The organism is Acinetobacter sp. 802_lipA, assembly GCF_058242885.1.
Window position 1 is genome coordinate 3,513,091 of sequence record NZ_JBZAYP010000001.1, and the last position, 16,442, is coordinate 3,529,532.

Genomic DNA, 16,442 nt, shown 5'->3' on the forward strand with positions numbered 1-16,442 from the left:
TCAGCATGTTTAAAAAAGTTCTCATTGCCAACCGTGGTGCAATTGCCTGCCGAGTAATTCGTACATTAAAGAAGTTAGGCATTCAGTCTGTTGCGGTGTATTCAGAAGCAGATCGTGATTCCTTACATGTGACTTTGGCTGATGAAGCGGTATTTATTGGTGATAGCCCAGCCAGTCAAAGTTATTTAAATATTGAAAAAATTTTACAGGCCGCGAATGAAGCAGGTGCTGAAGCCATTCATCCGGGCTATGGCTTCTTGTCTGAAAATGCTGAATTTTGTGATTTGTGTGAGTCACGGGGCATTGTGTTTCTAGGGCCGAATTCTGCGCAAATGCGTAGTTTTGGCTTAAAGCATACTGCGCGTGAACTTGCCACTCAGGCGAACGTGCCATTGTTACCGGGGAGCCAACTTTTAGCAGACGAAGCGGAAGCACTGATCGAAGCAAAGCGTATCGGTTATCCCGTGATGTTGAAAAGCACCGCTGGTGGTGGTGGTATTGGTATGCGTTTGGTGTGGAACGAAGCAGAGCTTAAAGATGCTTATGCAACGGTATCTTATTTGGCCCAAGCTAACTTTAAAGATGCAGGCTTGTATTTAGAAAAGTTTGTGGAAAATGCGCGTCATATTGAAGTCCAAATTTTTGGTGATGGCCGAGGTTTGGTTCTGGCTTTGGGAGAGCGGGACTGTTCAGTACAGCGCCGTAACCAGAAAGTAATCGAGGAGACTCCAGCACCACATTTAAATGCTGAACAACGTACTTATATTCAGGGTATTGCGGTTCAACTGATGCAGTCAGTGAATTACCGTTCGGCAGGTACGGTTGAATTTGTGATGGATACTGACACCCAGAACTTCTACTTCTTAGAGGTGAATACACGTCTACAAGTTGAACATGGCGTGACTGAACAAGTGTTTGGTGTAGACCTTGTGGAATGGATGGTCACTTTAGGTAGCGGTGACTGGACTGCGCCAACAGATACACTTGCACCTAAAGGCCATTCGATCCAAGTCCGTTTATATGCTGAAGATCCAATTAAGAACTTTCAACCCAGTGCTGGCTTACTGACTTATGTCGACTTTGACCCGCAGGCCCGCAATGAAACATGGGTGGAAACAGGTTCAAACGTGTCTTCCTTTTATGATCCAATGATTGCCAAAATCATTGTGACTCACGAAAACCGTGAAAGTGCAATTCAGGCCATGAACGATACTTTGGCAAAAACCTCAGTGGCAGGAATTGAAACCAATCTTGAGTATTTACAGAATATTATTGACTGTGAAGTGTTTAAAGCAGGGACACAGACTACACGTTTCTTAAATACTTTTGAGTGGAAAACCCAAAAAGTTGAGGTATTACAGTCCGGTATTCAAACGTCAATACAAGATGTCAATGGTCGTTTGGGTTACTGGGATGTTGGAGTGCCACCATCGGGTGCGATTGATCCACTATCGTTAAATGTTGCTAATCAACTATTGGGGAATCCATTTAATACCGCAGGGCTCGAATGTACATTACAAGGCCCAACTTTAAAGTTTCACTGTGATAGCCAAATCGTGATTACGGGTGGCGACATGCTTGCGACATTGGATGGTGTCGACGTTGCTATGTGGCAGACCCTTAATGTTAAAAAAGGGCAAATTCTTAAAACAGGTAAAATCACCACAGGTTGTCGCAGTTATATTGGTATTAAAGGTGGGTTGAGTGTACCTACCTACTTAGGCTCACAAGCAACTTTTACTTTAGGTCAGTTTGGTGGTCATACAGGACGCAATTTACTCATTGGAGATATGTTGCCGATTACGGCTTATACCTCGGCAGAAACTGTTGCTCTTAGCGCAGCGCAGATGCCGAGCTTTGGCCGTTCTTGGAACATTGCGGTGATGTATGGGCCGCATGGTGCGCCAGACTTTTTCACCAAACGCGATATTGATCGCTTCTTTGAGCAAGACTTTGAAATCCACTTTAATTCAAGTCGTACAGGTATTCGATTAGTGGGTGAAAAACCTGAATGGGCACGTACCGATGGTGGTGAAGCAGGACTACATCCTTCGAATATTCATGACAATGCTTATGCCATTGGCGCGATTGACTTCACTGGAGATATGCCAATTATTTTAGGACCCGATGGTCCAAGTTTAGGCGGCTTTGTTTGTCCTGCGGTGGTGGTTAGCTCAGAACTATGGAAAATTGGTCAGCTTAAAGCGGGCGATAAAGTTAAATTTATCCCAATTTCTTATGATCAAGCACAATTATTAAATCAAAAATATAGCGCAGCGTTAACAGCGGATACGACTGAAAATGTAGAATTTTCTCCAAGCTTTCATGCTGAAATGGAGACTTTATCAGATGCCGTTTTAGCGACATTAAAAGGTGAGAGCGCTAGACCTGTTGTGACTTATCGTCCTGCAGGTAATAGTTATCTGTTGGTTGAATATGGAGAGTTGGTTTTAGATCTCAATTTACGCTTCCGTATTCATGCTTTAATGCAATGGGTTAAAAACCAAAGTATAGAAGGGATTATAGACTTAACACCGGGTATTCGTTCGCTGCAAATTCATTTTGATTCATTGGTGCTAGATCAAAAACATTTATTATGCCTTTTACAGCAAGCAGAAAGTGAATTGCCTGATGTGACAGCAATGGAAGTGCCTTCGCGCACAGTTTATTTGCCTTTGGCTTGGGAGGACTCACAAACTCAGTTGGCGACTGAACGTTATATGCAAACAGTACGTCCAGATGCGCCGTGGTGTCCTGACAATGTAGAGTTTATTCGTCGTATCAATGGTCTAGACTCAAAGCAAGCAGTGAAGGATATCGTATTCAGCACCAATTATTTGGTGATGGGTTTGGGAGATGTGTACTTGGGTGCACCTGTGGCAACGCCGCTGGACCCACGTCATCGTTTAGTGACCACCAAATATAATCCTGCACGCACTTGGACGCCTGAAAATGCAGTCGGTATTGGTGGCGCATATATGTGTGTCTATGGTATGGAAGGCCCAGGTGGTTATCAGTTTGTTGGACGTACAACCCAAATGTGGAGTCGTTACCGCAAAAACCCCGACTTTGAACAGGATAAGCCATGGCTACTGCGCTTCTTTGATCAAATTAAATTTTACGAAGTGTCTGAAACAGAACTGATGCAAATGCGGGAAGACTTTAAAGCGGGGCGCTTAAAGCTTCGTGTAGAAGATGGGGTTTTAAATTTAAAAGAATATAATAACTTCCTCATTGAAAATGCAGCATCCATTTCAAATTTTAAAGCAGTACAGCAAACGAACTTTGAATATGAACGCCGTCGTTGGCATGAGGCAGGTTTGACTGAACATGTTTCTGAAAGTCTAGATGCGGTTTTAGACGACAGTGAAATTCAAATTCCTGAAGGTGGTTGTGCAGTAGAGTCGCATATGCCGGGTTCTATTTGGAAAATTGAATGTACCTCTGGAGACATTGTGGAAGAAGGGGCAACTTTGGCCGTGATTGAAGCCATGAAAATTGAAATTCCCATTATTGCACCTGAGCGGATGAAGGTTGAAGCCATTACCATTGAAAAAGGGCAAACGGTAAAAACAGGTCAGGTGCTGTTTACACTGGCACCTGTAGCCTAAATTCAAATATCAAGAAATACAAAAAAGACTGCTTAAGCGGTCTTTTTTCGATTCTGAAAGGAGAATTTATCTAGTGCTGACAATAAATCGTTTTGTTAAATCGAGATTGCAACCCATAACAAAAAATAGATTGTTATGAAATGGTTATAAAATGATGTTTTGAATCAAAATATGCTAATTTAGTGAGACGCTTAAAAACATTATGGCTTGTATGAAAAAAACATTACTCGGCATGTTATTCATGTTAACTTCATCAGTGCTTATGGCAAATACGCCAAGTCAGCCTGAGGATACTCAAGCATCAAATCAAAATAATATTCGTGTAACGACACGCCCTGAAATTGTGGGCTTATGGGGAATGGAAATTCCAAATAATCGTAAATGCGTTGAATACTATAATTTTAAAAGTAATAGTGATGTTGTGATTAAAAGTGGGGAAGAATGGTCTACGGGAATTTATGATTACCAGCCATCAACCGATAAAAATGTGCAACTGCCTGCTTTAATTTTACAGGTCAAATTTGACAATAACCAAGTAGATTGTTCTGGGTCACAAGAAGATCAGACTGGTGAAATGTCTCAGTATTTTGTGAAATGGCAAAGTCCATCGACCATTAATTTTTGTGCCAATGATAAAGCACAGCAATGCTTTGCAACGCTACGTCGCGTACTACCTTAATTAATTGTTTTATAAATAAAAAACCGCGATTTATCGCGGTTTTTTATTTAAGGATCAAGACAATTACTTATCTTGATTGTCTTCAATTTGCTTTAACAGGTGCTTTTCAAGGTAGTGAATATCCATTGCTTGTTCACAGAATTTTTCATCTTGAAGAATCAAATCTTTATGCAATGGAATATTGGTTTTAATACCGGTCAAAATCATTTCATCAAGCGCTTGGCGCATGCGTGCAAGTGATGTTTTACGATCCTTACCGTGTGCGATCAGCTTCGCAATCATCGAGTCATAGTATGGCGGAATGCTATAGCCTTGATAGATATGTGAATCAAGACGAATACCTGCACCACCTGGCACATAAAAATTCTCAATTTTACCCGGTGAAGGTAAGAAAGTCGTTGGATCTTCAGCATTGATACGGCATTCAATCGCATGGCCTTTGACTTCAACTTGATCTTGTTCAATTTCAAGACCTAAGCCACCAGCAATGCGGAGCTGTTGTTCAATAATGTCGATACCTGTCACCATTTCAGTTACAGGGTGTTCAACTTGAACACGTGTATTCATCTCAATAAAGAAGAATTCACCATCTTCAAACAAGAACTCGAATGTACCTGCACCGCGGTACTGCATTAATTTACAAGCATTTACGCAAGCTTCTAAAATGTCAGCACGTGCTTGTTCAGGTAAGTTTGGCGCTGGCGCTTCTTCTAGCACTTTCTGATGGCGGCGCTGTAAAGAGCAGTCGCGGTCATAGAGGTGAATCGCGTGGCCATTACCGTCGGCAAGAACTTGGACTTCAACGTGACGAGGTGTTTGTAGGAAACGTTCCATATACACCGTGTCATCGCCAAACCACATTTCAGCATCACGCTGTGCGGCTTGAACGGATTCAAGCAGAGTATCGACACGTTCTACAATACGCATACCACGACCACCACCACCAGAAGCAGCTTTCACGATCAATGGGAAACCAATTTCTTTAGCTTCAGCCAGCGCATTTTGCGGTGTAACCGCATTTGCAGAACCCGGTACGGTTGGAACACCTGCTTTACGCATTGCTGTAATCGCAGAAACTTTGTTACCCATCAAACGGATGTGTTCAGGGCGCGGTCCAATAAAAATGAAACCAGAATTTTCTACAATTTCAGCAAATTCAGCATTTTCTGATAAGAAGCCATAACCTGGGTGAATAGCATCTGCACCTGAAATTTCAGCTGCTGTAATAATGGCAGGAATGTTCAAGTAGCTTTCACTGCTCGCACCTGGTCCAATACATACTGCTTCGTCTACAAAACGTAGGTGCATTAAGTCTTTGTCGGCATCTGAATAGATCCCTACAGTCTTAATTCCTAAAGTTTTGCAGGCACGGGTGATGCGCAAGGCAATTTCACCACGGTTTGCAATTAAAACTTTTTGCAACATTATAAGTCCCCGTCTATTACGCGCGGTAGCGGAATAATGGTTGACCGAATTGGATCACTTCGCCGTTTTTCACTAAAATTTCTTCAACCACGCCGCTTTGCGTTGCTTCAATCGGGTTCATGATTTTCATTGCTTCGATAATACCAAGTGTTTCACCAGCAGTGATGGTTTGACCGACTTTAACAAATGGCGCTTCACCTGGGCTTGGTGCCGCGTAGAACACACCAACCATTGGAGAAGATTCTACAGCACCACGTGGTGTTTTAGCCGCTGGAGCTTGAGCAACAGGAGCCGCCATAGCAACAGGAGCACCAGCTGCAACAACTGGACTACGACGAGTCAGCGCAATCGATTGATCGCCTTCTTTAACTTCAATCGCTTGTAAGTCAGATTCAATCATCAGGTCGATGAGTTTCTTGATTTTACGAATATCCATGTGACAGTATTCCTAATTATGATTGCGTAGAGGGTTGAATTTTAGTGAGAGCGTAATTGAGCGCAGCGCTATAACCTTGAGTACCTAAGCCACAAATAACGCCAACGGCTTTATCTGATAAATATGAATGATGTCTAAACGCTTCGCGCGCATGAACATTCGATAAATGAACTTCAATAAATGGGATGGCTACACCAAGCAGGGCATCACGTAGAGCAACAGAGGTATGCGTGAGTGCAGCGGGGTTAATAATAATAAATTGGACGCCATCCGCTTGGGCTTGATGAATACGGTCGACAATGGCACCTTCCCAATTACTTTGGAAAGTGTCGAGAGAAATTGAAGCATTTTCAGCTTGTGCAATGAGTTGCTGATTGATGTCGTTCAGCGTTAGAGAACCATATACTTCTGGTTCGCGCTTTCCTAGCAAATTTAGATTCGGTCCATGAATAACCAAAATGGTCGAACTCATTTAGCTTGCTCCATTTATAAATTGCAATAAATCTTTGCAAGATGGCTGCAAAGTTTGCGTATTATGGCATAAAGTTCTACATTTTTTTTATAGTTTGTTTGAATTGACGTAGATGCTTAGTGCCAAACTTCGGCAATATAATGTAAATTTTGCAAGGAATTGGCAATGTTAAAAGATTACAAATTTTCGGATTATTACTCTTTTTTACATTGTAAGCCAAATTGACCAAAAGCAGCAGATTTGTTTTCGTTTTGTGCCACAGGTACAACTCAAGTCTTGAAAAGAGGGCAGCTCAGACTTCTTAGTCGGTAGCTCACTCTGCATCAGATCTAGATCAATTCTTATATGGCTAAACTGTATATCAAAATAAAACTGAAGTCTGATATGGTTTGTATCTGTAGATGATCTGATCAATTTATTCTAGCTATTTTGGCTGGCTTGACGACCATGATCAATTCAGTTGCTAAGCTTTATTGGATCAACATTGAACTGGAAAATATCACTTTCATCAATTAAAACATTAACTTGTTACATTAAAGTGTAGATGGACGCTTTTGTCTGTTGTTAACATCTATTTAGCTGACGTCATTAACTTTTAGCAAAAAACTGAAAAACTTGAAACAGTAAGAGGAAAACTCAGGTTTCTAAGGGGCTTTTCAGCATCCTCCTTGCTGATAAATTTTCCGTTAAATAAGCAAAAGACTGTAGAAAAATTGCTGAGTAGCAGATTGTATTGGAAAAATATCCTCCTATTGCGTATGGGCATTTGCTGAGCGAGAAGATTTTATAAAACAAAACGATTGGCTATTTTGCTCATTTTAACTGGGTAGATTCGGCTTTACATGATGGGATCTAGTGAGTTTAGGATTGGCAATAAGTGAAATTTCGAAGATATGATTTTGAAATCATAATAATTTCAGTTTGTTTTGTATACAATTTTTGAGTTTTGATGATTTTAAGATGAACAATAGAATGAGCCTAAGCCAACATATTTCTAATGCTGAGTTTTACGCATTCCTATCTCTTTCTTTAAATAGGTAAGAAAAAAACAGCCCATGTTGGGCTGTTATTGGATCAGATCTAGAGCATTAAGCAATAAAGTCTAAGATGGCCTGATTGAAGGCTTTGGGCTGTTCGATATTTGAAATATGAGAGGCATCGATTTCAAATAGGGCACTACTTCGGATGTGATTCACCATGTACTGCGCATCTGAGACTGTTGTTACGGGGTCTTTACGCCCTGCAATAACAAGTAAAGGTACGTGAATGCTTTCGAGTTTTTCACGTAAATCCGCTTTAGCCAAAGCTTCACAACAACTCGCATAACCTTCTGTGCTGCCAGCACCTAAGTCGTTTGAAAGCGCTGCTACAGTTGCTGCGTTGCTTTGGATAAAGGGTTCGGTAAACCAACGGCTCGCAGCCGTCGATGCAATGGGTTCTAAACCATAGGTACGTACAAGTGATGCGCGATCATTCCATGCCTGTTCATTGCCAATTTTGGCAGAGGTATTACATACAATGGCACGGTGAAAACGTTCAGGTTTATGAATGACTAACCACTGACCTGTAAGTCCGCCCATTGAAATGCCACAAAAAATGGCTTTCTCAATATTTAAATGGTCCAATAAATGGATCAGGTCTAGACCAAGTTGTTCAATATCATAAGGCCCTTGAGGCGAAGAAGACTGACCATGCCCGCGAGTGTCATAGCAAATCACAAAATAATTTTTCTGGAAAAAAGTAATTTGTGGTTTCCACATGTTGAAGTTTGTGCCTAGCGAGTTTGAAAAAACGATCGCAGGATTTTTGGGGTCACCAAAGGTCTGATAGTGAATTTCGGCATTATTTGAAGTAAAACTTGGCATATACTTTTCCTTAATTCATTAAAAATTTTTGAGTGTCTCTACTGTTGTTATCAGCAAAACGTGTTATGAGCAGAAACACCTCGTCAGATCAGAAGAAGGGTTAAACCCGCTGAATAATCATTGCAATACCTTGACCGACACCAATGCACATTGAACATAGCGCATAGGTGCCACCGGTTTGTTCCAATTGATTTAATGCTGTGGTGACTAAACGTGCGCCCGATGCACCCAGTGGATGACCAATCGCAATCGCCCCACCATTCGGATTCACTTGTGTCGTATCGTCTGCCAGACCGAGGTCACGGGTAACGGCCAGTGCTTGTGCTGCAAAAGCTTCATTCAACTCAATCACATCCATCTGCTCTAATGTCAGATTAGCTTGTTTGAGGAGCTTCTTGATGGCAGGTGCTGGAGCAAAGCCCATGATGCGTGGTTCAACCCCCACTGCTGTTGAAGCAATGATTTTGGCACGCGGTTTAAGCTGGTATTGCTGAATCGCTGCTTCTGAAGCAATCAGTACAGCAGCCGCACCGTCATTGATGCCTGATGCATTCCCCGCAGTGACGGTGCCTTCAGCTGTGACGACTGGCTTGAGTTTGGCTAAACCTTCTAAGGTGGTCGATGCACGTGGATGTTCATCCGTGTCGACCACAATCGGATCACCCTTACGCTGAGCAATACTCACCGGGATGATCTCATGTGTAAAAAAGCCTTGAGCTTGCGCGGTTGCGGTGCGCTGTTGACTCGCCAAGGCAAACTGGTCTTGATCTGCGCGATCAATATTAAATTGTTGTGCTACGTTCTCCGCGGTTTGCGGCATGGTGTCTACACCATACATTGCTTTGAGCTGAGGATTAATAAAACGCCAGCCCATAGTGGTGTCTTCAATCTTTTGACTACGGCCATATGCGGTTTCTGATTTACCCATCACAAAAGGTGCACGAGACATACTTTCCACACCACCTGCGATGATTAAATCTGCTTCGCCGGCTTTAATTGCACGCGCTGCCATGGCAATCGCATCGAGTGATGAGCCACATAAGCGATTCACCGTTGTGGCTGGAACTTCGACAGGTAAGCCTGCAAGCAGTGCAGACATGCGTCCGACATTCCGGTTGTCTTCTCCCGCTTGGTTGGCGCAGCCATAGATCACATCATCAACTTGTGTCCAATCTACACTTGGATTACGTTGTATTAAAGCTTGAATCGGCACTGCACCCAAGTCATCGGCACGCACTGGAGCGAGTCCACCTGCATAACGTCCGAATGGGGTACGGATGGCATCGATGATATAAGCGTTTTTCATATCTATTCTTCTCTTAATCCTCCCTTAATCCCTCCTTTAAAAAGGAGGGAGACCTACCGCACTTGATGCTAGAGAAGTCCCCCTTTAGCAAAGGGGGATTTAGGGGGATTCAAATCATTAATTCTGTTGTGTCGCATCCACCAACGGAGCACCCGTCATCGCCTGCAATTCTGCAAAGCTTAGACCGTCGACTTTTTCAATCACTTTTAAACCTTCAGCAGTGACATCAATCACACACAGGTCGGTGTAAATCCGATCCACACACTTCAAACCTGTTGCTGGGTAGCTCAGTTCAGCCACGATCTTTGGTTCACCTTGTTTGGTCACATGGTCGGTGGTAATAAAGACTTTCTTGGCACCGACAGCTAAGTCCATCGCACCACCGACGGCAGGAATCGCATTGGGCGCACCAGTATGCCAGTTGGCTAAGTCACCATTGGCTGCCACTTGGAAGGCACCAAGCACGGCAATATCTAAGTGACCGCCACGCATCATGGCAAAAGAGTCACCATGATGGAAAAAGGCACCGCCTTGCAGCATGGTCACATATTCTTTACCCGCATTGATCAACTCAGGGTCCTCTTGACCTTTTTCAGGCGGTGGACCAAAAGCCAATAAACCATTTTCAGAATGCAGGAATACGTCTTTGTCGCTTGGAAGGTAGCTGGCAATCTTGGTTGGTAAGCCAATCCCGAGATTGACATACGCACCATCGTGGATATCTTGTGCCACACGTTCTGCAATTTGGTTACGGCTGAGTTTTTGATAGCTCATGATGTTCTCCCGATTACACAGCAACAGGTTCAGGTTGAACCTGTACCACGTGTTGAACAAAAATACCTGCGGTGATGATGTGTTCAGGGTCTAAAGCTCCTAAATCCACCACTTCAGAGACTTGTGCAATGGTCACGTTGGCTGCCATTGCCATAATCGGACCAAAGTTACGTGCAGATTTACGATAGACCAGATTGCCCCAACGGTCGCCTTGTTGGGCTTTAATCAAAGCAAAGTCGGCTTTGATTGGATATTCCAACACATAATCTTTACCGTCAATGTGACGGGTTTCTTTGCCTTCAGCCAATAAGGTACCGTAACCAGTTGGGGTGAAAACTGCACCAAGTCCCATACCTGCGGCTTGAATACGACAGGCCAAGTTGCCTTGAGGCACCAGTTCTAACTCAATTTTGCCTGCACGATAGAGTTCATCGAAGACCCAAGAGTCAGACTGACGCGGGAAGGAACAGATGACTTTTTTCACGGCACCTGCTTTGAGGAGCTTGGCTAAACCATAGTCGCCATTACCAGCATTGTTGCTGACGATGGTAAGGTCTTTAATGCCGAGTTGAATTAAGCCATCAATCAGTTCAGCAGGTTGCCCTGCGGTACCAAAACCACCGATCATGATGGTTGAGCCATCCTTTATTTGCGAAAGTGCTTCTGTTATAGAAGCTGAACTTTTATCAATCATAATATTGTCCTAGGTACAGCGTACCTATTAACTTTTGGAACTTGGATTGGAGCTTGGAGTTGAAGCTAAAGCTGAAACGTCAGGGCTGCATTTGGTTAAAATTAGATACGCAGTTAAACCAATGACGATGCCCCAAAAAACGGAACTTAGACCCAAAAAGTGCATACCTGAAGCTGTAGCTAAAAAAGTAATGAGGGCAGAATCTCGTTGAGATTCATCTTTCATGGCTACAGCTATATTGGTTGAAATCGCACCCAATAAGGCCAAGCCAGCCAATGCGGCAACAAGCTCTTTCGGCAGTAAGCTGAAGAGCAGAACGATACTACCTGCAAACAAACCACCTAAAATATAGAAAATGCCGTTAGCAACGCCTGCGATATAACGCTTTTCTTTTAACTCATGCGCATCTTTGCCCATACACAGTGCAGCCGTAATCGACGCCAAAACAATGGTGATACCGCCGACACATGCAACAGCTAAAGACGCAATACTGGTGGCGGTGATAATCGGCTTGGCAGGCATGTCATAACCACTCAGTTTCATGATGGCCATGCCCGGTAAAAACTGTCCTGTCAGACTGACTAAAATCAAAGGTAGGGCAAGGTTTAAGGTTGAGTGCCAAGTCCACTCGGGACTGATGAACTGAGGAATGGCAAGTTGGAAATCTAAACTCACCGCATTCATTTCACCAAGCCCAAAGCTCAAGGCCACACCAGAAAGCAGTACCCAAAGCATGCTATAGCGCGGTGAAATTCGTTTTGCGACTAAAAAGACAAATAGCATGCTAAACACAATAATCGGCATGCTATTAGTTGCGCTAAACAGACCTAAACCAAACTGAAATAGAATACCTGCCATCATTCCCGCGGCTACTGACTGCGGAATCCATTTCAATAATTTATCGAAGTAACCACTGATCCCGATCAGGAAAATCACCACGGCTGAGGTGATATAAGCGGCTACAGCTTCATTCAGGCTAATATTCGGGAACAGGGTGACCAATAAAGCCGTACCTGGCGCAGACCATGCTGTAATCACAGGGACTTTGAACTTAATGGAAAGAAAGATCCCTGCCACGGCTGCTCCAATAGAAATACCCCAAATCCATGAAATCATCATGGTCGGGGAAACTTGAGCGTGTTGCGCAGCCTGAAAGAAGATAATGAGTGGTCCTGAATAGGAAATCAGCACGGCCAAAAATCCTGCGACAGTGGCGGAAATAGACCAATCTTCTTTCAAAGTTTTAAACAGGGTAGCCATTCATTTGCCTCCATGCAGACATGATCCTGTATATAAAAGTAATGTAACGATCAATTAGCCTTGATCGCCACCGCCGACAGGAACAACTGTACCTGTCATATATGACGAATCATCTGAAGCAAGGAATACAATTGCATTCACTTGTTCCTGAATCGTGCCATAACGGTTCATAAAACTACGGTCAATGGTTTGATCGACCACTTGTTGCATCCACGACTTTTCATTTTCAGACAGTGGATTTGTATTACGCGGCACTTTACGCGGCGGTGCTTCGGTTCCACCCGTAGCAACTGCATTCACTCGGATCCCATCTTTGGCATGTTCAAAAGCAAGTGCTGCAGTAAGAGCATTAACCCCACCTTTGGATGCCGAATAGGGCACACGGTTAATGCCACGAGTCGCAATAGAAGACACATTTACAATCGTACCTTTCTGATTTTTAATCATTTCAGGTAAAACAGCATGACAACACCACAGCGTTGGAAATAATGAGCGATTCACTTCTTTGATGATTTCTTCTTCAGAAAACTCTTCAAAAGGTTTCATCCAAATTGCACCGCCGACGTTGTTGATGAGCACATCGACACGGCCATAGACTTCAAGTGCTTTGTCTACAACACTTTGAGCACCTGCGAAGGTTTCAAGGTTGGTTTTGACTGTTATTGCATCGCCTTGATGCGCTTCAATTTCTGCTAATGTTTCATCGACATAGTCAGATAAGTCGGCTAAGACAACTTGCGCACCTTCATCAGCCACTTGGAGTGCAATACCGCGACCAATGCCTTGAGCGGCACCAGTCACAATCACGACTTTGTTTAAAAATCTTTGACGATCAGACATGATAAGTGGCCCCAATCAGTTTGCAGAGAATTTTTCAAACAGGAAGTTTGCAGGTTTTACACCTTCGCTATCTAACCAACCACGAACGGCATCAACCATAGGGACAGGACCACAAAGGTAGACATCAACATCACCGCCATTGAGCCATTCATTGTCAATGTGCCCAGTCACATAACCTTTACGCTCATGTGCAGAGTCTGGACTTGCAACCACAGTACGGTATTCAAACCATGGGAGTTTAGCTTGGAGGGCATTGAGCTGTTCTAAAGCAACTAAGTCGAAGTCATTGGTGACACCAAACACCAAACGAACAGGGTGTTCAGCGCCTTTTTCTTCTAAAATCTGCAACATAGACATAAAAGGGGCAATACCTGTACCGCCTGCAAGCATGACAACAGGACGAACCACATTACGCAGGTAAAAGCTACCAAATGGACCAGTAAAAGTCATTTTGTCGCCCGCTTTGGCAGCACTGCTTAAAAAACTACTCATTTTGCCATTCGGCACATTACGTACCACAAAGCCCGTTAAACGGTTGCCTGGTTTCGAGCTAAATGAATAGGAACGAGTTTCTGCTGTCTCTGGAATGCCGACGTTGACATATTGACCAGCAAGGAAGTGAATGTCAGGTTGACCTTCATCCAACTGAATATCAAAAGTAATGGTCGATTCTGATAAGTTTTCAACAGCGACTAAAGTACCTTGATACTGGTGAATTTCGGTTTTGCAGACTTCAGATGAAGCTTGAATTTGGAATACGGCATCCGAGCTTGGACGGCATTGGCACGCCAAAATATAGCCTTGTTCCGCTTCTTCGGGCGTTAACGCATCTTCAATATACGTATCTTCAGGCATGTCATAACTACCAGATTCGCAAAAAGCGCGGCAAGTCCCACATGCACCATCACGGCAGTCTAGCGGAATGTTAATTTTTTGGCGGTAAGCGGCATCTGATAAAGACTCACCTTGAGTCACGGTAATAAAACGCGTTACGCCATCTTCAAATTGAAGTGCAACATTGTGGTTTGACATGGCTGAATATCCTTTAAAAACGTTGAAACTTGGCACTTTCAGCCAAAACTCCATTTGGCTGAAAGCATACTAAGGATGTGTGGCTAAAACTTAGAGGTGATAAACATCAATCACTTGGTTGATGTAATCGTTTTTCAGTACCACGTATTTACTTAAAATTTGTGGTTTTTCACCTGAAAAATCGATTTCATAACGTGACATACCAAAGTAGCTATAACTGGTTTTGTAGCGAAAGCTCAGCGTATTCCAGTTAAAACGGACGGTAACTTTGTCGCCATCACGCTCAATCACTTCGATATTGTTCACATTGTGGCAAGTACGTGTGTCTGGCATGGTCGCAGAAGAGCGTTCAGTTTTAATGCGAAATACACGGTCTTCTAAACCTTGGCGGTCTGGGTAGTAAATCAGTGAAATTTCAGACTGCGGATCTGTCGTCAGGGTATCGTCGTCATCCCATGCAGGCATCCAAAACGATGCTGAAGGGGCATAACATGCAAGCCAATCGTCCCATTGCTCATCATCTAAAAAGCGCGCTTCTTGATACAGAAACTGACTGACTTGTTCGATGCTAACGGTGTTGAGTGTTGTAGGAGCATTCATGCAACTTCTCCTTGTTCATTTGCAGTTTCAACAGCCAGTGCTTTTTCATTGGCAATTGCAATTTTCATCATGTCTAACCAGTGTTGGTGCTGGGCAAGGTAGAGCCCTTCATCCTCAGTTTTGATACCTGAAAGTTTTGGTTTTAGACCAATTTCATTGGCAGCATCATCTGGGCCATGAATCCAATGCTTTGAACCGCGGCACATATCATTCCATTCCAGTTCAATGCCTGCGTAGCCCGCTTGGCATGCACGGAATTCTTCTAAATCATCCGGTGTTGCCATGCCTGAGGCATTGAAGAAGTCTTCGTACTGGCGAATACGACGCGTACGTGCTTCCGCGTTTTCGCCTACAGGGGCAATACAGTAAATCGTGACTTCAGTTTTATTGACTGAAATTGGGCGAAGTACGCGAATTTGTGAACCGAATTGATCCATCAAATAGACATTTGGATAAAGACAAAGGTTGCGTGAGCGCTCAATCATCCACTTCGACATTGCTTCGCCAAATTTTTCAGAGTATTCGTCGGCTTTCGGGAAGTTTGGGCGGTCTTCTGGATTTGCCCACTGTGTCCAAAGCAGCATGTGACCATTGTCAAAACCGTATGAACCACCGCCTTGTTTGCCCCAAGCGCCTGCGCTCATGGCACGGATGTTGTCACCCGCTTGTTTTTCTTTACGTTGTTGAGTGGTCGCTGCATAGTTCCAGTGCACCGCAGAAACGTGATAGCCATCTGCGCCATTTTCTGCAGTGAGTTTCCAGTTGCCTTCATAAGTGTAGGTAGACGCGCCACGTAAAACTTCAAGACCTTGTTCAGACTGATCCACAATCATGTCAATGATTTTGCTGGTTTCGCCTAAGTATTCCTCTAAAGAGGGAACATCCGGATTTAAGCTACCAAACAAGAAACCTTTATAGTTGCCAAAACGTGCAACTTTTTTCAGATCATGTGAACCCTCATGGTTAAAACAGTCTGAATAACCTGCATCTGCTGGATCTTTAACTTTTAAAAGTTTGCCAGAGTTGTTAAATGTCCAACCGTGGAAAGGACATGTATAGGTTGCTTTGTTGCCACGTTTATTACGACAAAGCTGTGCACCACGGTGTGAACAGGCATTGATCATGGCATTGAGTTCACCATTACGGTTACGTGCAATCAGAATAGGCTGACGGCCAATATACGTCGTGTAATAGTCATTGTTATTTGGAATTTGGCTTTCGTGTGCCAAGTAAACCCAGTTACCCTCGAAGATATACTTCATTTCTAGGTCAAAAAGGGCTTGATCAGTAAACACTGAACGATGAAGTTTGAATTCGCCTGTTTCAAAGTTGTCGACAAGTAATTCGTCGATACGATCGAGATGGCTAGTATTAATAACTGGGATACGTGGCATGTCCGTTCTCCGACTTTCCAAAAGTGAGGAAGTCCCCGAAATGCGACTTTGCAG

Annotated in this window: 14 protein-coding genes; 2 read left to right on the plus strand and 12 right to left on the minus strand. The window is 43.5% G+C overall.

The window, feature by feature from the left end; genetic code table 11:
- The first annotated feature begins 5 nt into the window (after positions 1-5).
- Together uca and AC4CU3_RS17480 are read left to right on the plus strand one after the other, a co-directional pair.
- Positions 6-3,611 carry an urea carboxylase gene (gene uca / locus AC4CU3_RS17475; protein WP_279043300.1) on the plus strand — a complete coding sequence of 1,202 codons (3,606 nt, stop codon included), beginning with the start codon at positions 6-8 and terminating at the stop codon, positions 3,609-3,611.
- 241 nt (positions 3,612-3,852) lie between these two features.
- Entirely contained in the window at positions 3,853-4,290 is a 438-nt protein-coding gene (locus AC4CU3_RS17480) for a hypothetical protein (protein ID WP_224216854.1), read from the plus strand.
- A gap of 63 nt (positions 4,291-4,353) precedes the next feature.
- Here AC4CU3_RS17480 and accC read toward each other — a convergent pair whose 3' ends face one another.
- The 12 genes from accC to benA form a co-directional block, all read right to left on the minus strand.
- On the minus strand, positions 4,354-5,715 hold the full coding sequence (accC, locus tag AC4CU3_RS17485; protein WP_114836663.1) for an acetyl-CoA carboxylase biotin carboxylase subunit: 1,362 nt from the start codon (positions 5,713-5,715) through the stop codon (positions 4,354-4,356).
- 16 nt (positions 5,716-5,731) lie between these two features.
- Entirely contained in the window at positions 5,732-6,151 is a 420-nt protein-coding gene (accB, locus tag AC4CU3_RS17490; RefSeq protein WP_114836662.1) for an acetyl-CoA carboxylase biotin carboxyl carrier protein, read from the minus strand.
- 16 nt (positions 6,152-6,167) lie between these two features.
- Positions 6,168-6,623, minus strand: a complete 456-nt coding sequence (gene aroQ, locus AC4CU3_RS17495) for a type II 3-dehydroquinate dehydratase (RefSeq protein WP_114836661.1) — start codon at positions 6,621-6,623, stop codon at positions 6,168-6,170.
- A 1,088-nt stretch (positions 6,624-7,711) separates the two neighbouring features.
- Positions 7,712-8,488, minus strand: a complete 777-nt coding sequence (gene pcaD, locus AC4CU3_RS17500; RefSeq protein WP_279043304.1) for a 3-oxoadipate enol-lactonase — start codon at positions 8,486-8,488, stop codon at positions 7,712-7,714.
- 100 nt (positions 8,489-8,588) lie between these two features.
- Positions 8,589-9,794 carry a 3-oxoadipyl-CoA thiolase gene (gene pcaF, locus AC4CU3_RS17505; protein WP_279043306.1) on the minus strand — a complete coding sequence of 402 codons (1,206 nt, stop codon included), beginning with the start codon at positions 9,792-9,794 and terminating at the stop codon, positions 8,589-8,591.
- Positions 9,795-9,911: 117 nt separating this feature from the next.
- Positions 9,912-10,568 (minus strand): 3-oxoacid CoA-transferase subunit B, encoded by a 657-nt coding sequence (locus AC4CU3_RS17510; protein WP_279043308.1) that lies wholly within the window; start codon positions 10,566-10,568, stop codon positions 9,912-9,914.
- Positions 10,569-10,581: 13 nt separating this feature from the next.
- Complete coding sequence (locus AC4CU3_RS17515; protein ID WP_279043310.1) at positions 10,582-11,262, minus strand: 3-oxoacid CoA-transferase subunit A; 681 nt, start codon at positions 11,260-11,262, stop codon at positions 10,582-10,584.
- A gap of 27 nt (positions 11,263-11,289) precedes the next feature.
- Positions 11,290-12,522, minus strand: a complete 1,233-nt coding sequence (benE, locus tag AC4CU3_RS17520; RefSeq protein WP_279043312.1) for a benzoate/H(+) symporter BenE — start codon at positions 12,520-12,522, stop codon at positions 11,290-11,292.
- 54 nt (positions 12,523-12,576) lie between these two features.
- The gene (gene benD, locus AC4CU3_RS17525) at positions 12,577-13,362 is read right to left on the minus strand and encodes a benzoate diol dehydrogenase BenD (protein WP_279043314.1); all 786 of its coding nucleotides are present in this window, start codon (positions 13,360-13,362) and stop codon (positions 12,577-12,579) included.
- Positions 13,363-13,377: 15 nt separating this feature from the next.
- Positions 13,378-14,394 (minus strand): benzoate 1,2-dioxygenase electron transfer component BenC, encoded by a 1,017-nt coding sequence (benC, locus tag AC4CU3_RS17530; RefSeq protein ID WP_279043315.1) that lies wholly within the window; start codon positions 14,392-14,394, stop codon positions 13,378-13,380.
- A gap of 90 nt (positions 14,395-14,484) precedes the next feature.
- Positions 14,485-14,994: a benzoate 1,2-dioxygenase small subunit gene (benB, locus tag AC4CU3_RS17535; RefSeq protein ID WP_010326678.1), complete on the minus strand. Its 510-nt coding sequence runs from the start codon at positions 14,992-14,994 to the stop codon at positions 14,485-14,487.
- The gene (gene benA / locus AC4CU3_RS17540; RefSeq protein WP_279043317.1) at positions 14,991-16,388 is read right to left on the minus strand and encodes a benzoate 1,2-dioxygenase large subunit; all 1,398 of its coding nucleotides are present in this window, start codon (positions 16,386-16,388) and stop codon (positions 14,991-14,993) included. The genes benB and benA overlap by 4 nt, the downstream gene beginning before the upstream one ends.
- Between the last annotated feature and the right edge of the window lie 54 nt (positions 16,389-16,442).